General features: G+C 65.4%; 12 protein-coding genes. All 12 read left to right on the forward strand.

Annotated features, from left to right (window positions below):
- The first annotated feature begins 242 nt into the window (after nucleotides 1–242).
- The 12 genes from AC56LN_RS07020 (at nucleotide 243) to AC56LN_RS07075 (ending at nucleotide 19524) form a co-directional block, all read left to right on the forward strand.
- Nucleotides 243–1070: a hypothetical protein gene (locus tag AC56LN_RS07020; protein ID WP_499570620.1), complete on the forward strand. Its 828-nt coding sequence runs from the start codon at nucleotides 243–245 to the stop codon at nucleotides 1068–1070.
- A 37-nt stretch (nucleotides 1071–1107) separates the two neighbouring features.
- A complete protein-coding gene (locus AC56LN_RS07025) occupies nucleotides 1108–1941 on the forward strand; it encodes an AMP-binding protein (RefSeq protein ID WP_499570621.1) in 834 nt (277 codons plus the stop codon).
- A 44-nt stretch (nucleotides 1942–1985) separates the two neighbouring features.
- Nucleotides 1986–9554: an SDR family NAD(P)-dependent oxidoreductase gene (locus AC56LN_RS07030; RefSeq protein ID WP_499570622.1), complete on the forward strand. Its 7569-nt coding sequence runs from the start codon at nucleotides 1986–1988 to the stop codon at nucleotides 9552–9554.
- Nucleotides 9555–9617: 63 nt separating this feature from the next.
- Nucleotides 9618–10838 carry a 3-oxoacyl-[acyl-carrier-protein] synthase III C-terminal domain-containing protein gene (locus AC56LN_RS07035; RefSeq protein WP_499570623.1) on the forward strand — a complete coding sequence of 407 codons (1221 nt, stop codon included), beginning with the start codon at nucleotides 9618–9620 and terminating at the stop codon, nucleotides 10836–10838.
- A complete protein-coding gene (locus AC56LN_RS07040) occupies nucleotides 10838–11872 on the forward strand; it encodes a polyketide synthase dehydratase domain-containing protein (protein WP_499570624.1) in 1035 nt (344 codons plus the stop codon). The genes AC56LN_RS07035 and AC56LN_RS07040 overlap by 1 nt, the downstream gene beginning before the upstream one ends.
- Before the next feature lie 51 nt (nucleotides 11873–11923).
- Complete coding sequence (locus tag AC56LN_RS07045) at nucleotides 11924–12646, forward strand: 4'-phosphopantetheinyl transferase family protein (RefSeq protein WP_499570625.1); 723 nt, start codon at nucleotides 11924–11926, stop codon at nucleotides 12644–12646.
- A 30-nt stretch (nucleotides 12647–12676) separates the two neighbouring features.
- Nucleotides 12677–13414, forward strand: a complete 738-nt coding sequence (locus AC56LN_RS07050; protein ID WP_499570626.1) for an ABC transporter ATP-binding protein — start codon at nucleotides 12677–12679, stop codon at nucleotides 13412–13414.
- A complete protein-coding gene (locus tag AC56LN_RS07055) occupies nucleotides 13408–14655 on the forward strand; it encodes an ABC transporter permease (protein WP_499570627.1) in 1248 nt (415 codons plus the stop codon). The genes AC56LN_RS07050 and AC56LN_RS07055 overlap by 7 nt, the downstream gene beginning before the upstream one ends.
- Before the next feature lie 47 nt (nucleotides 14656–14702).
- Nucleotides 14703–15494, forward strand: coding sequence for an outer membrane lipoprotein-sorting protein (locus tag AC56LN_RS07060; protein WP_499570628.1), 792 nt, complete (start codon nucleotides 14703–14705; stop codon nucleotides 15492–15494).
- 8 nt (nucleotides 15495–15502) lie between these two features.
- Entirely contained in the window at nucleotides 15503–16693 is a 1191-nt protein-coding gene (locus AC56LN_RS07065; RefSeq protein WP_499570629.1) for a hypothetical protein, read from the forward strand.
- 71 nt (nucleotides 16694–16764) lie between these two features.
- On the forward strand, nucleotides 16765–18129 hold the full coding sequence (locus tag AC56LN_RS07070) for a glycosyltransferase family 4 protein (RefSeq protein ID WP_499570630.1): 1365 nt from the start codon (nucleotides 16765–16767) through the stop codon (nucleotides 18127–18129).
- An 18-nt stretch (nucleotides 18130–18147) separates the two neighbouring features.
- The gene (locus tag AC56LN_RS07075) at nucleotides 18148–19524 is read left to right on the forward strand and encodes a class I SAM-dependent DNA methyltransferase (protein WP_499570631.1); all 1377 of its coding nucleotides are present in this window, start codon (nucleotides 18148–18150) and stop codon (nucleotides 19522–19524) included.
- Nucleotides 19525–19767: the final 243 nt, after the last annotated feature.

Below are 19767 nucleotides of genomic sequence, written 5' to 3' on the forward strand. Positions count from 1 at the left end.
CGTCATGTGGTCGGCATTAACTTATATCGCACTGCACCACTTTGAGGAGCAACAAGTTTCGCGCATCAATTTGGTGAATATTTAGCGTGCAAATTTCAGGGTCGAAATTTCTTCATGGAATTTCAAAGATCCGTGTTATTCCATCGGCATCGCCTTTGTCTGTGTCAATCGCAGCAACATTCGACGTAAATTCGTAGTGACGGTTTTTCGCAAGCTGAACTGGCTACCAGAAGGGACTGGCCATGAGAATGCGTAAAAGTACGATTTCTACACTGCGCGAAGGGTTCGCCCAGTTATCGACAGACGGCAGCATGCAGGAATGCCTGAACAAGCTTTCGGCGCTGACCGCGGCCATCGTTGGCGCAAGGGATTGCATGATCCTGCTCTTCGACGAGGCTGAGGTGCCCGGGGCCGCTTTTCCGGACGAGGCATGCTTTGGCACATTGGCAAGCCGGCTGTCGGGACGTGGGAAGGGAGCCAGCCCCGCTATTCCGCTCGCAGCAAGGAGCAGTGCCAGTGGCGGCGATGCTGGTGGGCACAAGGAAAACATGGTGTCCGCGATTGTTCTGCATGGAAGAACCGTCGGCGTCATTCATGCCCGTGGCCCATTGCATCAGCGTGACTTCAGCATGGACGACTTGTCATCCTTTAATGTCGTGACGCCGATTGTTGCAAGGTCCATCCAGGTGAACCAATTGCAAAATATTCTGAAGTCCAGATTCGCTCAACTGGCACTCTCCAGAATGGACGAGTCGACTACCGGCAATCTGACCGGCGGAATCGTCGATCATCCCAATCAGATTGCGAGGCTCTTGGCCAAAGCGTTTTATCGTGAAATGCTCAAGGCAGGCTTCGATTTCAATCAGATCCTGTTTGCGGCGACCGAGGTTATCTCGGAACTCACTACCAGTTTGCGCAAGCATAGTGCCAGGAAAAAAGAACGCGCGAACGATAATGGCGATTCGCTCAGGATAATCGCTTCGCCATCCGTTCCGCGTGAATCCATGTTGCAGAAAATCCGTGAAGACGCCAGTGATGCAGCAGTGACATCGCAGCGCCACGCCGATTGACCCTGATACCTGCATCGGTGTGAATGTGGAGAATCCAATGAGCGTCTACAGTAATAATAACTCCGCGCATTGTATTAATGAATACTATCTGTGCGCTGATAATCAGGTTATATATGCTGCACAGCAGCGGGAAAATAATGCAGACGCGTCTTCCGAATCCTTTTCGACGGATGCGGAGTCCATTGCGTGCATGGGCAGCGTTCTGAACGCACATTTGCGCAGTGCACACGGGCCACTATCTCAGCGGCTCATTCCCTTGCAACGGCGGTTCGAAATCATTGCCCAGACCTATCCCGGCGCCCCCGCAGTGCGGTGCCGCGATCAGGTGCTCAGTTACGGCGAACTCGATACCGAGGCTGACGAACTGGCGCTCCATCTGCAAAACGAGGGACTTGCTGCGGGCAGTTTCTGCATCGTCCGGATGGAACCGTCGCTGGCACAGGTACGCGCAATCCTCGCCATCCTGAAGGCCGGCGCGGTCTGTCTCCAATTCGATCCGGCGCTGCCGGCCCCGCGCATGGCAGCAGTCCTTGAACTTTTGTGTCCGGCAATGATGTTCGTGCATGGCGCCGCGTGCGATATGCCGGGTGGCGGCCCCATGCGCGTTGTGTACTGCGAGGACAAGCCGGCGCAACTGCCGTATGGCTGGCCGGACGAAGTCCCGGTGGGCCCCGCCACACCAGCGCATGCATTTGCAGGACTGTCCCAGAGCGGCGGCATGTGCATCTGGATCTGTACTCATCTCGGGCTTGCCCGCTCTCTGGACGGGGTGCCCAGCCCCCCGCCGCTGGCCGGCTACGGTTCCGATCCCGCCGCGATGTGGCGTCCGCTGTCGTCCGGCGCGTTATTGACGATCCATTCGTGCGCATAGGGGCGTTCACGCGACCACTGTCATTCACAATCATGGAGAATCCGATGAATCTTGCCCACCCTGTTCATCACGCGCAGCCGGTGATCGCCATCAGCCCGCAACACCGGCTTGCGCCGCAGGTGGCGATTGCCGCAAGCCGCGCGGGCGCGCTTGGCCTGCTCGATCTGGGGCTTCGGACGGACAGCGGCGCCATGCTGGCGGCCGTGACCGAACTCGTTCGTTCAGCCGGTGCGACTGCCAACTGGGGCTTGCGCTGCGACCTGTTCGAGGCTGCTGCGGACACCCTGGAGCGCTTGCCCGCCCTGATCGGCTTGCAGGAGCCCGTGCCGGTCCTGCTGCTGGCCGGCACCGGCACCGGCGCATTGGCCCGCGACGTGGGGCTCGCACGCACGCTGGCACGCCTGATCTACCTCGAGGTGCGCGATCTTTCCGGGGCGCGAGCGGCGCAGGAGGCGGGGGCCGATGGCGTGATCCTGAAAGGCCATGAAGCAGGCGGCCAGGTCAGCGACCGTTCGTCGTTCATGCTGGCGCAGGAGTGTAGCGGGGCGCTGGACATTCCCTACTGGATCCAGGGGGGCATCGGCATACACAGCGCGGCGGCGGTCATGCTGTCGGGCGCGGCCGGTGTGGTGCTTAACGAGCAGCTGTGGCTGGCTGCCGAGGCGCCGCCGGCGCCCGGCGCAATCAGCTGGGACGGACTGGACGGTACGGAAACCGCGCTGGTGGGAAGCGACGGAGAAAGCTACCGCTGTTTTGCCAGAACCGGACGCAGCCGGCTGCGCGCCATCGAGCGCGCGGTCGCGCAGGGCGACGACTGGCAGGCGCTGCTGCTGGAAGGCCTGCTCGCGCCCGAGGACGGCTTGCTTGCCGTCGGCAGTGATATCGCCCTGGCCGGTCCGCTGGCGCGCCGCTACGGCACCGTAGGCCGCATCGTAACGGCCATCGGTGCTGCCATCGGCGACCGGCTGGTGCAGGCGGCAGCACAGCAAGTCCTGGCGCCCGATGCAGCACTCGCACAGGCGCACGGCACCCGGTTTCCCGTCGTCCAGGGCCCGATGACCCGCGTCAGCGACGTTGCGCCCTTTGCGCGGGCGGTAGCCGAGGCGGGCGCGCTGCCGTTCGTTGCGCTGGCCGTGCTGCGCGGTCCCGAGGTCTCCACGCTGCTGAGCGCGACCCGGGCGCTGATGGGCGACCTGCCATGGGGTGTGGGAATCCTCGGCTTCATGCCGCGCGAGCTGCGCGACGAACAGATGGCGGTGCTGCGCGAGGTGCGGCCGCCATTCGCCGTCATCGCCGGGGGGCGCCCGGGCCAGGCACGCGAACTCGACGAACTGGGCATCGTCACCTATCTGCATGTGCCGTCGCCCGGCCTGCTGCGCAGCTTCCTCGATGCCGGTGCGCGCCGCCTGGTGTTCGAGGGCAGCGAGTGCGGTGGCCATACCGGTCCCCGTACCAGCTTCGTCCTGTGGCAGCAGGCCATTGACATCCTGCTCGAGGCCGGACTGAAAGACCCGGGCACGGTGCAGGTGCTGTTTGCCGGCGGCATCCATGACGCGGCGTCGGCGGCGATGGTGGCGCTGATGGCCGCGCCGCTGGCTGCGCTGGGCATGAAGGTCGGCGTCCTGATGGGTACCGCCTATCTCTTCACGGACGAGATCGTGGCCAGCGGTGCCATCGTCGAGGAATTTCAGCGCCAGGCCATCGCCTGCGAGGACACGGCGCTGCTGCAGTCGGGAGTTGGTATCTACACACGCTGCGCCCGAACCGCGTTCTGCGACGAATTCGGCGCCATGCGGCGCCAGTTGATCGTCGAGAGCAAGTCCGAGGAAGACACGCTGATGGCGCTGGAGCTGATGAACATCGGGCGCCTGCGGATCGCCTCCAAGGGCATCACACGCAACACGGCGCCGGAAGGTGAGGCCGGGCCGCGCTACGTGTCGATCGACCCGGAAGGGCAGCGTCGCGAAGGGCTGTACATGCTGGGCGACGTGGCGCGCCTGCGCCGCAGTACCTGCACCCTGGCCACGCTGCACGACGCGGTGTCGGTCGACAGCGTGGGCCTGCTGCGCGCGCGCGCAGCAGCCATCCCGGCTGCGGCGGCGCCGCGGCCGCGTGAACCGGTCGCCATCGTCGGTATGGCGTGCAATTTTCCACGTGCACACGGACTACGCGCCTACTGGCAGAATATCCTGCACGGCGTCGATGCGATCACCGAAGTGAGCGACGAGCGCTTTGCGTCCGCCCGATTGTTCGATACGCGGCGCGCGCCCGACCGGATCTATGCGAAATGGGGCGGCTTCCTCGACGACATCGCATTCGACCCGCAGCACTACGGCATCGCACCGGCGACCCTGAGCGTCATCGAGCCGGCCCAGTTGCTGGCGCTCGAGGTGGCGCGCCAGGCCCTTGAGGACGCCGGTTTTGACCAGCGCCCGTTCGCCCGTGAGCGGACCGCCTGCATCATGGCAGTCGGCGGCGTGAACGAGCTGAGCACGATCTACAATTTCCGGACCTTGCTGCCCCTGTACCTGGACAAGGTCGACGGCCTGCCGGAAGAGACCCGGCGCCACATCGTCGACACGCTGTTCGAGCAGGTATTGCCGAAGTGGACCGAGGATACGTTCCCGGGCATCCTCGGCAACGTGGTGGCAGGACGGGTCGCCAACCGGTTCGACCTGGGCGGCAGCAACTTCGCCGTGGACGCCGCCTGCGCATCGTCGCTCGCCGCGCTCGAGATCGGCTTCCGGCAACTGCGCGACGGCGACGCCGATGTCGCCCTGGTGGGCGGCGTCGACTGCACCAACAGCCCGGTTGGCTACATGTCGTTTGCCCAGACCCACGCGCTGTCGCCACGCGGCCGCTCCCGGCCATTCGACGCGAGCGCCGACGGCATTGCCATCAGCGAAGGCGTGGGCGCCGTGGTGCTCAAGCGCCTGGGCGACGCCGAACGCGATGGCGACCGCATCTATGCCGTCATCGATGGTGTCGGCAGCGCCAGCGACGGCCGCAACCGTAGCCTGACAGCGCCCCATCCGCCCGGGCAGGTGGCGGCAATACGCCGTGCCTACCGAGAAGCCGGGTTCGATCCGGCCAGCGTCACGCTGATCGAGGCCCACGGTACGGGCACGGCGCTGGGCGACAAGTCCGAAATCACGGCGCTCGGCATGGTGCTCGGTCAGACCCCGACGCCCACCTGCGCGATCGGGTCGGTCAAGTCGATGATCGGCCATACCAAGGTGGTCGCGGGGCTGGCTGGGCTGATCAAGGCCGCGCTGGCGCTGCAGAACCGGGTGCTGCCGCCAACGATCGGGGTCGAACGGCCGATTGCCGAACTGCAGGCGGCCGGCTCGCCGCTGTACGTCAACAGCGAAACCCGGCCCTGGCTGCACCTGGGACGCGCCCATCCGCGCCGCTGCGGGGTCAGCGCATTTGGCTTCGGCGGCACCAATTTCCACGCGGTGCTGTCCGAGTACACCGGTACCTACCGGCCGGCAGACCTGGTCAGCCTGCAGCCGCGCGACGTGGAGCTGTTCGCCTTCGCCGGCGCCACCCGCGACGAGATCCAGGGGACGGTGCGGCGCCTGCTCGAAGGCCTGGCGGGCGCGCCGGAGGTCGAGCTTGCCCAGCTGGCCTTCGCGCTCTACAGCGAACAGCATGTCGTGCGCCATGCCAACGGTGGTCAGCCGTGCCGGCTGGTGCTGTTGGCCGGATCGTGCGCCGACCTGCGCCAGAAGCTGCAGCGCGCGCTGGCGCTGCTGGCCGAGCAGGGCCAGTTTCGCCAGGCGCCAGGGCTGCACTACCGCGAAAGCGTGGGGGCGGTGGGCAGCATCTGTTTCCTGTTTCCCGGCCAGGGGGCGCAACGGGTCAACATGCTGCGCGAACTCGTCTCGAGCCTTCCCGCGTTGCATGCGTGCTTCGAGCAGCCGTCTGCGGGTGACGCGTCGCAGCCGCGCATCGCCGACCTGATCTATCCGCTGCCTGCCTTCGATGACGCCACGCGCGATGCCCAGCGCCAGGCGCTGAATGCGACCGACATTGCCCAGCCGGCACTCGGCATGACCAGCCTGGCGGCATTCGACGTGCTGACCAGCTACGGTCTGCGGCCCGACTTCGTGGCCGGGCACAGCTATGGTGAATACGTGGCCCTGTGCGCCGCCGGCGCCATCTCGCGTGACGACCTGATACGGATATCGATGGTGCGCGGCCGTTTGTCGGCCATGGCCCCGGGCGGCGCCATGGCGGCGCTGGACGTCGGGGGCGAAGCGGCGGCGGCCGCGATCGCGCGTCACGGCCTGGCGGTGTCGCCCGCGAATCTGAATGCGCCGGACCAGACGATCATCGCCGGCAGCGAGGATGCGATCGAGGCGGCGCAGACGGCACTGGCGCAGGACGGCGTGCGGGTCAAGCGCCTGACAGTGTCGACGGCGTTTCACTGCAGCCACATGGCGCAGGCTGGGAGCGCGCTGGCCGACGCACTGGCCGATGTTCCCTTCGAGGCGCCGCGCATTCCGGTGTTCAGCAACCTGACGGCAGAACCGTATCCGGAACACGAGAATGAGATTCGTAGGCTGCTGGCGCGCCACATCGCCGAACCGGTGCGATTTGTCGATGAAATCGAGGCGTTGTACGCATCCGGCGTGCGGGTCTTCATCGAGTGCGGCCCCGGTCTGACCCTGACCGGACTGGTGGGGCGCATCCTGGGCTTGCGGGCGCATACGGTGCTGGCGCTTGACGCGCCCGAACGGGATGGATGGGAGCAACTGGCGCAGTTGCTCTCGCAGGCAATGGCTGCTGGCCTGCTGGTGGACATGGCGCCATGGTTTGCCGGGCGCGGCCTCGCTGCGCAGGGGATCGACGACGTCTTCGCGCATGAACGCCGCCGCACCGAACACGGGCCATTGATCTGGCGGGTGAACGGTGGCCGCGCCGTGCCCTGGGCAGGCCCGACCGCCGCAGTGGTGGCCGCCACGCCGTTCCCGGGAGCAGCTGCCCCTTTCGTCCCGGTGACAGCCGCCCCGGCTGCCCCTGCGGCCACGATTTCCAGTGCAGCGTCGTCGGCCCGTCCGATCCAGGTTTTCGCCAACCCACCGCCAGTGCCAGCAGAGGCGTCACGCGATGTTTTCCATCATTTCAGGAGATCCACCATGAGCACCAACGAGTTTGTTCCGGATGATCTTGCACGGCATGCCGCGGCGCCGCTGGCGACCCGCCCGGCAGGGGCCAACGAGTTGTTGCAGATACAGGATGGCCTGGCGCGCCTGCTTGCGTTTCAGTCCGACCAGCAGCACAGCCTGCGCCATTTCCTCGACTTCCAGGCGCAACTGGCGGGTCTTGCGCTGCCACCGCAGGCCATGTGGTCCGCCAGCACGATGGCGCCATCCCACGACCGCTTGCAGATCGACAATGCGTCGTTACCCACGCAGATGTCGTCGGCCACGCCTGCAGCCACCCCCATGTTGTCGGCCGTGCCTGCGGTCGCGCCATCGGCCATGGCCACCGTAGCATCTGCGGCGCCGCGCAAGCCCATCGAGGCGCCCCTCGTGCCCATGCTGTTTTCACACGAACCGGCAGCCGCGCCGCAACCGGTCTCCGCCATTGTCAGCGGCGCGAGCGCGCCAGACACGGCGATCAGTGCGGGACCGGCGACCGTCGCCGAATTTTCCGCTGAGTTGTTGAAGGCGGTATCGGCGCGCACCGGTTATCCGGTCGACATGCTCGACCTGGACGCACATATGGAAGCAGACCTGGGGATCGATTCGATCAAGCGGATCGAAATCTTCAGCGGCCTGACCCAGCGCAATAGCCTGGTGGGTGATCGCGACGACGAAAAGATGATCGAGGAGCTGAGCGGATTCAAGACCTTGCGCGAGGTCGAGGCCTGGTATGCGCAGCTGTTCGCGCAAGCCACAACAGCCGCACTGTCCGCCGATGTGGCGTTGGCAGGAGGTGCCCTGCCAAAAAAAGCCTTGGCTCCACTTTCTCGGCTGGATGAGGAAGTGGAGTCGTTCGACCTGTCGCCACAGCCTGACCCCGTGCGCAGCTACGTGGTTCAGGCGCGCAGCGCCGACGCCGCGGCTGACGGCGCTGCGGCCTTGCCACCAGGTTGCAGGGTTGTGCTGGTGGGCGCCGTCTCGGCGCTGGCCAACGCGCTGCATGAGCGTCTTGCTGCGCAGGGCTGCACGGTGCGGCAGCTGGTGCCGGGCGCCGCCACCCGCGCCGTCGATGCATGGCGCCTCGACGTCGATTTGTCGTCGCTCGAATCGGTGCTCCCCATCGTGCAACTGATGGCGGCCGAGGGGGAACCGGTGGCGGCGCTGATCAACCTGATGGGCCATGACGAGGCCGCGGCCGGCGCGGACCATCGTAACGATGCGCGGGCACTGTTCCTGCTGCTCAAAGTACTGGGCCCCGGTTTGCGCCGCGATGCAGCGGGCGGCGCCGGCCGCCTGGTGAATGTGACCGCGTTCGATGGCCGCTTTGGCCTGGATGGGCCGAGCGGACAGGGGCCCGGCAGCGCCGGTACGCTCGGGGTGGCCAAGTCGGCCGCGCGGGAGTGGAGCCAGATACGCGTCAAGTGCATCGACGCCGCGCCGGCGCTGGCGCCGGACTGGCTGGCCGAACAAGTGCTCAAGGAAATGTTCAGCGACGATCCCGAGGTAGAAATCGGCTTCAGCGCGCAAGGACGCTGCCGGATCTGCCTGGCGCCGCGCACCATCGAGCGTGGCGTGCTGTCCGACCTGATGCTGGGCGACGATGCGGTGGTGCTGGTGACCGGCGGCGCATACGGCATCACGGCCGACCTGACCCGCATGCTGGCCGAGAAATACCGTCTGCGACTGGTGCTGGTCGGGCGCAGCCCGGAACCCGGCGACGAAAGCGGGGTAACGCGCGGCATCGTCGATAGCGCCGAGCTGCGCCGCCGCCTGACCGCGGAGCTCAAGGCAGGCAGGGGCAAGGTGACGCCGGTGCAGGTGGAAGCAGCCATGGGCAAGGTCTTGAAGGAGCGCCAGATCCGCGTCAACCTGGCGGCCCTGCGCGGGGCCGCCAGTGCGCTCGAGTACCACTGCCTCGACGTGCGCGACGGCGCCGCTCTTGGCGCGCTGATTGACGACGTGTATGCGCGCCTGGGCCGCATCGACGGTGTCCTGCATGGCGCAGGCGTCATCAGCGACAAGCTCATCGCGAACAAGCCGCTGGCTGCGTTCGATGCCGTGTACGACACCAAGGTCGTTCCCGCTCTGGTGATGGCGAGCCGGCTGCGCATGCAAGGGCTGCGCTTCATTGCATTCTTTTCGTCAGTCGCGGGCCGCTTCGGCAACATCGGACAGGCCGACTACAGTGCCGCCAACGAAGTGTTGAACAAACTGGCCGGGCAATTGAGCCATGCCTGGCCGCATCTGCATGCGCTGGCGATCAACTGGGGGCCGTGGGATGCGGGCATGGTCAACGACGATCTGCGCCGGCTGTATGCGGCGCGCGACATCCGGCCCATTGCACCGGCGACGGGACGGCGCCTGTTCCTCGAAGAACTCGAGCATGGTCCGCAGCGCCAGGCCGAGATCGTGATTACTTCCAGCATCAGCCAGATCGCAGCGTTGCGCCTGGTGTCGTAGCGGCGCTGCCGCGGGTTCGCCCATCCCTCACCGATCCATCACGCCTTCAGACAGGAGCAGCAGATGACGACGAACGCCAAGCCGGTACTGGTCAACTTCGAGCCGGTACAGGTCTCGAAGCCAGTTTCTCAAAGGATCGCGCTGCAGGTGTCTGCCTATGGCATGGCGCGCGGCTACTGCAAGGCGCGCGGCATCGACGATGTGGCGGGCCGCGGCCAGATACTGGCCGAGATTCAAAGCAAATTCGACAAGTACGCCGTGTCGGCAGAACAGATCAAGCGACGCCAGCTGGTTTTCTTTCCCCGGATCAGCGACCTGCGTTTCTCCGAAGGCGAACTCGTGCTGGCCGAGCCGGAACATGAACACCTGCGTATCTTTACCGGCCCGGACGACATCAAGGGCGTCGACCTGAAGGCGCGCCACGAGAGCTACGGCAAGATTGTCGGGGATTGCCTGACCCGCATGTACGCCGATGCCGAGTCTGCGCCGGACGACATGATCCACGTTACCTGTTCCGGCTACCTCGCGCCCAGTCCGGTCGAACGCATGGTCGCGCGCAAGGAGTGGTTTGCCACCACCGTCACTCACAGCTACCACATGGGGTGTTATGGCGCTTTCCCGGCCATCAAGATGGCGCACGGCTTCCTGGCCTCATCGCGGCTGGGCGTCACGCGGCCCAAGCAGCGGGTCGATATCGTGCACACCGAATTGTTGTCGGGCCATACCAACGTCGAAGACTTCGGCATCGAGAACATCATCACGATGACCCTGTTCGCCGACGGCTTCATCAATTATTCGATGTGCTCCGACGACTATGCGCGTCAGCGCGGCCTGCCCGGGCTGCGCATCCTTGCGTTCAACGAACACCTGTTGCCCGACTCGGCCGAGGACATGACCTGGGTGCCTGCCTCGCATCAGTTCCAGATGACGCTGTCGGTGATGGTGCCGATCGTGATCAAGCGCCATGTATACCGCTTCGTCGAAGCGCTGTTGCAGGGGATCGGCATCGATTTCGAGGATGACAAGGAAAGCCTGATGTTCGCCATTCATCCCGGGGGGCCGAAGATCGTCGAGCACATCCAGGACGAGCTCGGCCTGCGCGACGACCAGGTCGCCGTCAGCAAAGCGGTGTTTCGCGAAAACGGCAACATGTCGTCGGCGACGGTGCCGCACATTCTGAAGGAAATCATCGCGGAGACCGCGATCCCGCCCGGGACCCGGGTCGTGTGCCTTGGCTTCGGCCCCGGCCTGACCGTGACCGGCCTGGTACTGGAGAAGATCTGATGGCACACCCCCACCATCATCTTGCCGCCGGCGCGGCGCCGGTCGTCGGCCGCATGTTCGAAGCCGCCATGTACGACGACGACGCGGCCACACCTTGCCCCGCATCTGCACCCGCATCCGCGCCGGCGGGCGAGGAGAGCGCGCACCGGCTCCCGTTCGTTGCCGACATTCTGGCATGCCGGCCTGGTGCCAGCATCACCGTGGCGCGGCGTCTGGTGCTGGAACGCGACCTGTTCCTGGCCGACCATAACTTCGTCGCGCCGGACGTCAAGCCCCTGGCCGACTGCTTCCCGGTGCTGCCGATGACGGTGAGCCTGGAAGTCATGGCCGAAACCGCGGCCTGCCTGGCGCCCGGACACGGGCTGGTCGGAATCGAAGGTGTGATTGCACGGCGCTGGATTGCCGTGACCGATGGCGGCGCGCTGGACTTGCGGATCGAGGGCAGGGTAGTGCGCCAGACACCGGCCGGGGAGCATGATGGCTGCGCGCGGATCACGGTGCAGGTCCATGCAGGATGCGAGGCGACGGCCGCGATCGAGGCAACGCTGCTGTTCGCCACGCATTATGATGCCGCGCCGCCGGCCTTCGATGCGCGCACGGCAGGCGCCGCGCCGGATGCCGTCACGCTCGATGGCGCGGCCGTGTACGCGACGCGCCAGCTGTTCCATGGTCCGCGTTTCCAGGGTCTGGATGGCCCGATCCGCCTCAGCCCGGAGGGCGCCAGCGCGACGACGCTGCTCAGGCCGGCGCACGACTGGTTCGCCGGGCAGCCGTGCCCGCAGCTGCTGTGCGATCCGGCATTGCTCGATACGGTCGGCCAGCTGATCGGGGTCTGGTGCATGCAGCATGGCGGCACGACCTTTCCGATCGGCCTCGACCGGATCGATTTCCATGGCCCCACGCCCGCGCCGGGCACCCGGGTGCCGGTCGTGTTCCACGTCGCCAGCCGCCAGCTGAAGATGTTCGGCGCCGACGTCGACATTGGCGATGGTGCCGGCGGTACCTGGATGCGCATTCGCGGTTGGAAATCCTGAAAATTTCGGTGGCCGGCACAGCTGGTCGCGTTCCAGCGCCGGCCCGGCCAGGTGCTGCTCAGCACAGTGCAAGCCTTGCCTGGCGCGGGCGCGGGCGCGGGTATCGGCGCCGTCTGCCAACGCTTGACGGCGACGCAGATCGCTGGCTTCGACCTGGCATTGCTGGCACGTCATTATCTGCACACAGGTGAAATGGCGCAATTTCTCGCCAAGAAGGCGCTGCCGACGCGTCAGCTCGAATGGCTGCTGGGCCGCATCGCGGCCAAGGACGCGGCCCGGGCCTGGCGCGCCGCGCAGCATGGCGGTCCCCAATTGCATCCCGCCGCGTTCGCCATCATCAACGATGCCCGTGGCCAGCCGCACCTGGCCGCGTGGCCGGACGCCCTGCCGTTCCCGTTCATCAGCATTGCGCATTGCGCCGGGCAGGCGGTGGCACTGGCCGCAGCAGGCCCGGTCGGGATCGATATCGAGCAGGTCGTCGCGCACGATGACGGCTTCCTGGCCGCGTTCAGCAGCACGGCCGAGCGCAGGCTGCTCGCCGGCTGCGCCCACCCGGAACACGACGCCTGGGTAACGCGCCTGTGGTGCGCCAAGGAAGCGATGGGCAAACGCATGGGCAGCGGCGTCCATGGCGCCCCTCAGGATTTCGAAGCGCATGCGCTGGGTGCAGATGGCAGCCTGCAGCTGCTGCACTGGCCGAGCGGGGTGGCGGCCTGCATCGCCACCCTGTGCGATGGCGACATGATGCTGGCGGTCGACCTGTCGGCAGTGTAATGGAAAACCGCGAATAACCGAGGAGACGCAATGACGACGTCACTTGCCGCACCGCTGCTCGAGATGCGCAGCGTAAACAAACATTATCTGATGGGGGAGAGCCGGATCGATGCCCTGAAAAGCATCGACACGATCATCCGGGCGGGGGAATTCGCAGCGATCTGGGGACCGTCCGGATCGGGGAAATCGACGTTCTGCAATCTTATTGGCCTGCTCGATACGCCATCCTCGGGCAGTGTGCATTTCGAGGGCCGGGATGTCTCGTGCCTGAGCGACGACCAGCGCAGCATGCTGCGCAACCGTGCCATCGGCTTCGTGTTCCAGGGGTTTAACCTGATCCCGGTCCTGTCGGCGCTGGAGAACGTCATGTTGCCGCTGCAACTGGCGCATGTCGGCGCACGCGCTGCGCGCGAGGCGGCGACCCGGCGCCTGGACGAGATGGGCCTAGGTAGCCACCTCGCGCATCGCCCGTCCAAGCTGTCCGGCGGCCAGCAGCAGCGCGTGGCGATCGCCCGCGCGCTGGTGGGCGCGCCGGCGCTGGTAGTGGCAGACGAGCCGACCGCCAACCTCGATTCGGAGAACGCGTTGAAGGTCATTGCGCTGATGCGCGCGATCAGCCGGCGCGAGGGGACCGCGTTCGTGTTTTCCACCCATGACCAGCGCCTGCTCGAGCGCGTGGATCGGCGCCTGATGCTGCATGACGGTCTCATCGTCGATGACCTGCAAGTTGTGCCAGGCATCGTGCCACTGCGGGAGCATATATGCTGACCTGGATGAAACTGGCTGTCAGGAACCTGTTCCGCAATGGACGGCGCTCCCTGTTCACGGTCCTGGCGATCGCCCTCGGCTTCGTGGCGGTCAATGTGCTGGGCGGCTTCACAACGTATATCTTCGACAGTCTCAAGGAAAGCTATATCTATGCCGAGGCCAACGGGCACATGACGCTGTTTCGTGCCGGGTTCCTCGACAAGGGCAAGCTCGACCCGACCCGCTACCTGCTGACCCGCGAACAGCAGGCCACGATTCATCAGGTGCTCGCGCAGCACCCGGAAGTGCTGGTCAGTACGCCGCAACTGCAGATTTCCGGGCTGTTGAGCAACGGCCAGGTATCGACGATCTTCGTGGCGTCGGGAAGGGTGCCGTCCGATATCGCGAAGATTGCCGGTCTGGCAAACGACGGCCAGGGCGTCAGGATGTACGACGGCCAGGCCCTGGCCGACGAAAACCGCCAGGGCATCGGCGTCAGCCATGGCCTGGCAAACGTGCTCGGCCTGAAGCTCAGCGCCACCGCTGTGGCGATGGCGCCCACCGTCGGCGGCCAGATCAATGCGCTGGACGCCAGCCTGGTCCAGTTGGTCGATGCCCCGATCGAAGCGTTGGATGACAAGCTGGCGGTGGTGCCGCTGGCGTTCGCCCAGGAGCTGTACGACACGGCCGGCGTCGACCGCATCACGCTGCTGCTGACGCGCAGCGCGCTGCCCGAGACCCTGCGCCAGCGCCTGGCGGCCGAGTTCCGCGAGGCTGGCCTGGAACTCGACATGCGCACCTGGACCGAGCTGTCGCCGTTCTATACCAAGGCCAAGAAAATGTTTGACGTGATCTTCGTGGTCAGCTTCCTGATCGTGTTCACGATCGTGGTAATGAGCGTCGTCAACACGTTCACGATGGCGGTCCTCGAGCGCACCCGCGAAATCGGCACGCTGCGCGCGCTGGGCATGAAGCGGCGCGGCATTGTCGGTCTGTTCGGGCTGGAGAGCGTGGTGCTGGGTGGATTCGGGGCGCTGGCAGGCATCGGGCTGACCATGTTGATCGTGGCCATCGTCGGCTGGCTGCAGCCGACCTGGATTCCGCCGCAGATGGCGCGCCGGGTCCCGTTGCAGATCCACCTGGTGCCCGCCTACTGGCTGTTCAGTACGGCCCTGCTGATGCTGCTCTCGATCTTTTCCGCCATCGTGCCGGCACGCAAGGCAGCGCGCATGCCGATCACCCATGCCTTGGGCTATGCCTGAGCGACCTGTGCCCGGAATGCTGCTCCGGGTGCCACGAAAGGACCGCCATGAACGCGAATCACTTCCTTCGTCCGGCGCGCCGCGGCCGGGCCGCCATGCCGGGCGCGCTGCTGCTATCCCTGCTGCTGATGTGCCTTCTGCTGTCCCCGGGCGCCGGTGCCGAGCCGTCCTCCGAGGTCATCCTGAAAGCGGCCGATGAGGCGCGCGGCAGCATCAGTGGACTGGTCTGGCAGGTGGCGGTCGAATCGACCGAGAACGAGCGCGTGCTCGATACGCTGGAATACGACATCAAGGTGCGGGCGTTCAACATTGCAGGTACCAGCCTGGCGCCGCCCAAGTACCGGGGCAACAAGATACTGATGCTCAATACGAGCATGTGGTTCTACAAACCCGGCCTGAGCCGGCCGGTGCCGATCTCGCAGCGCCAGAAGCTGATGGGTGACGCCTCGTACGGCGACATTGCCTCGACCAATTATGCCGAGCATTACAGCGCGACCCGACTCCCCGACGAAGTCGTCGATGGCGAAGACTGTTATGTGTTCGACCTGAAGGCCCGGATCGGAAAGGTCACCTACGACCGGATCGTCTACTGGGTGTCGAAGCAGCGCCAGCTCGGGCTCAAGGCCGATTACCTCACGGTGTCAGGAAAGAAATTCAAGTCGGCCTCGATGGAGTACGGGAACAGTGTCGAATTCCACGGTCAGCGCCGGCCCTTCCTGTCGCGCATCGCTATGCGCGGTGAACTGCTGAACGGTACCGTGACCTACCTGCAATTACGCAGTCCGCGGATCGAGCCGATCCCGGACTATGTCTTCGACCTCAACCTGTTCATGCGATAGGGCCCCCAATGCGCAACCTTGCCTTGATTCCCATGCTCGGCTTCGGACTCTGCGGTGCCGGCGCAGCCGTCGCTGCCGAGACCCTTGTCGATGAACTGGCAAATGGCTTTTATTCGCGCATCAATCTGCTGGGCTACGATCTGTATCAGGACGTGGAGCAGTCGCTGCTCAATCCCGGCAACGTCCTCGGCATCGCGCACAACGAGGCAGAACTGCAGTTCCGTCCCGATTTCAACCTCAAATGGAAAAAGTTCGAATTCGACCTCAAACCGCGCTTTCAGACTTCGCGCGCGAGCGTGGCTTACGCGGGCCCCGTTGCCCGAACGCCGCGCCGCGACGACCGTTCCTTCGTCAATGAAGGCACGGTGCGCTTTCTCGCCGGCGAGCGGCTCGTGCTGAGCTACGGCAGGGAAAACCTGCAGTGGGGACCATCGGCGCTGCTCTCGCCATCCAATCCATTCAATGCAAACAACGGCAGGGTCAATCCGAACCTGGAGCTGCCCGGGCTGGATTACGCGCGCGCCGTGTGGGTGGTCAGCCCGGCGCTGACGGCGTCTGCGATCGTCAATACCGGCAAGGGCAGGCTGGATGCCGGCCAACGCTATCGCAAGGCCAGCGCGCTCAAGATGGATTACACCAGCGACAGCGCGTTCTTTTCCGTGATCGCATCGAAGGCGGACGGCGAGCGCGTCCGTCTTGGCGGTTTTGCCGGCTGGAACGTGTCGGACGCGTTGAGCGTGCGCGCCGAGGTCAGTGCCGCCGGAAACGGCGCCGACGATCGTCTCGGAACGCGCCGGCGCGACCGCCAGCTGCTGCTGGGCGGATCCTACACGCTGGAATCCGGTCCGACGCTGTCGGCTGAATTTTTCTGGAACAACGACGGTTGCGCTGACGCCCCGATCCAGGTGTGCGTGCAGCTTCGCGGGAGCTTGCTCGACCCGGTCCGGCCGCTGGTACGCCGCCGCTACGCGATGCTCCAGCTCGTCAAAACGGAGATCGCGGGCAAGCTGAACGTTTACGCGCGCGCGACCAGAAACCTGGATGACCACTCGTCCCAGCTGACGGTCAACCTCGAGTACGAGCTTGGGCAGCACTGGCAGTTGTATGTGATTCCTACCTGGTACCACGGTACGCGGGAGAGCGAGTTTGGCAGCCTGCTGAACCGGTCCCTGTTCGCCGGGGCTTCCTACACGTTCTAGCGCCGTATCCCGCTCGCGCTCGCCTGCCGGCGGGCCGTGTACGGCATGCGCCACGGCCTTTGGAGAATACGATGACAGCTGCACCGAGTTTTGCTTTCGTGACGATGGGAAGCGGCGATTTCCTGGGTTCCACCGTGCGCGACCTGATGCTTGCCAATGCGCTGCACCGGCGCGGCTTCAAGGTCGTGGTGTACTGGATGATGGAAGTCAATGCCGACCTGGCCGACCCCGGCATCGAACAACGAATCCTGTGTCACGGTACCCGTTATCATTTCGCGCGCCCATCAGCGCTGCTGGACCGGGTGCTTGGCCGCTTGCTGTTCCTGCTGCCCAAGCGGGTCCGGGTGCGCTCGGTACAGGGGCGCAGCGGCTATGTCGACCGCCTGCTCGGCAATCTGGTCAATTCGCTGTACGGGAGTTCCGAGGGCGACCCTGCGCTGGCGCGGCGCCTGCGCGACCTGCTCGCGGACGACCAGATCACCCATCTGATGATGGGCTTCGCATCGATTGGCCCGCTGGCGCTGCAGGCCAAGCAAATGGGCGGGCACGACTTCGATTATTTGCTGACGTTTCAGGGTGACGAGGAGTTTGCCTTTCACGCCAGGCGGCTCGGCGTGTTCGAGCGGTTTCGTATTCTGGTCGGCGAGAGCCTGCGGGCATCGCCGTGGCCTGCCATTGTCGTCAGTGCCGATTACGCCAATCGCATCGTTGACGAGATCGAGGTGGCGCGCGCTGACATCGCGGTCGTGTACAACGGCGTCGAGCAAGCCGTGGCCGGTATCCAGCATTCGTTCGCCGCGCTGCAGGCGGTCTTTCCCGGGTTGTCGCCGCATTTTCCGATCGTTGTGTATGTCGGCCGCCAGGATGTCGAGAAAGGCGTCGACCTGCTGCTGTACGCAATGCGCATGCTGGCGCGCCGCAACGTACGGGCGCAACTCGTCATCTGTGGTTCGACGGCCAAGGGTATCGGCTACCGCAAGGTGCTGACCGATCTGGCCGGGCACCTCGGCCTGCCGGTATTCCAGGCCGGTTCAGTCTCGAGAGAGGTGCGCGACGCGCTGTTCGCGCACAGTCACTGCGTCGTGTATCCATCGGTCAATCGCGAACCGTTCGGCATGGTTGTGGCCGAAGCGATGGCCCAGGGCGCGCCGGTGCTGGTGCCGGACTATGGCGGCGTTGCCGAAGTCGTGCGCGCCGGCGACAAGGTCGGCGGACTCACGTTCAAGGCCTGGGACAGCGGCGACCTGGCCGACCAGCTGGAACGGCTGCTGCTGGACCGGAAGCTGCACCGGCAACTGGCGCGCCAGACGCGCAATGTGGCAGCGCGATTCAGCGTGGACAACATGGCCGCCGATGTGCTGGGGCATGTCGGCATCACCTATCCCCAGCCTGGCCGGGCCGGCGCGCACAGCGCGGCGACGGCGGCGACCGTCTAGCCGGTGCGGAGGTATACCGTGCCGACAATCGACATCCGCACCCCGATCCGCGCGATATGGGAAGAGTTCTGGCATGCCGGCATCCACGATACGGCCGTCATCATGGAACAGATGCTGTACCTGATGTTCCTGCGCCGCCTCGACGATGTCCAGGCGCGCTCCGCAGCGCTGCATGACGCGCGCGGCGGCCCGTGCTGGAGTCCGTCCCCGGCGCACGACCAGCAGATGCGCTGGTCCAGCTTCAAGGATCTCGCCGGGCCGGAGATGTTCGCCCTGTTCGCCGATCACGTGTTTCCGCGCCTGCGCTGCCTGGGCGGCCCCGGTTCCGCTTACGCCCAGATCATGAAGGGTGCGCGCCTCGAGATTCCCACGGCTGACGCGCTGGTGCGGGTGGTGCGCTTGATCGAGGCGCTGCCGCGGCCGGTTGACGCAGAACGCACCTGCCCGGCCTACGACTGTGTGGCTGCCGGGCTGGCTCGGCTTGGCCATCGCCGCCGCTACCACACGCCGCGCCATATCGTGCGGCTGATGGTCGATTTCGTGGCGCCGGGGCCGGCGGATATCGTCTGCAGTCCGGGGGGCGGCGCCTGTGATTTCCTGGTTGCAGCCAGCGAGTACCTGTTGCAACGCCATCCCGGTCTGCTGGACGACCTCGACGACCGAAACCATTTTCACCATCGGATGTTCCACGCCCATGACGCCGACCGCGCCCTGCTGCGCATCGGCTGCATGAGCATGGCACTGCACGGCGTGATCAATCCGGAGATCCGCTATACCAGCGATGTCGTGCCCGAAACGGAGCGCGCAGAAGGGCGTTATACGGTCCTGCTGGCCCATCCGTCGACGTTTCACCTGCCTGTCACGGCCAGTCCGTCCAGCATCGCACAGGCCGAGATACGCATGGTTGCCCGGTGTCTGAGCCTGCTGAAACGCGGCGGACGCGCCGCCGTGGTCGTGCCTCGCCATATCCTGACCGGCACGTCGGCGTTCCATCTGGCTCTGCGCCGCAGCCTGATGGAGGAGCAGCGCGTGGATGGGGTCATCGGTGTACCCTGTGGTTTTTCACCTGCTTGTCCCGCCGTATCGACCGCCATCCTCCTGTTCACGCGCACCGATTGCGGCGGATCCGGACATGTCCGTTTCCACGGCACGCCGCAGCATGTCCTGAACGTCACGCGCGATTGGCAGGACGGCGGCGCTGGCGGCCCGGCCGATGCAGAACGGATGGCAGGGACCCCGGGACACAAATGGCATCTGGAAGATGCGGGCCATCTTCTGACATCCGGACGGCACATCGGGGAATGCCACCCAACGTCTTGCATTCGGGGGGCATCGCGCCGTGCGATATCCCACGACATGGCGGTGGCGCAGGACTGCGTACGATTGTCATCTTGAAATGGCGGGAGCGCGATGCGCAGGATGCGGTGGACGGCGATAGGATGGTTCACATTGCTGTCCGGTGTGGTGCTGGCGGCTGCGCTGACCAGCGCCTGGCATCGCGCGGGACTGCTGCCGGGTCGCGCCAGGAGTTCCGGTACCAGGTGTACATCCTGTCCTATCTGTTTTTGTTCAATTCGCTGCTCCATTGCCGTCTGATCCCGATTCCGCTGATGCGCCTGGTCTATCTGGCGCTTGGCG

Source organism: Telluria sp. ZT3P26, assembly GCF_059686035.1.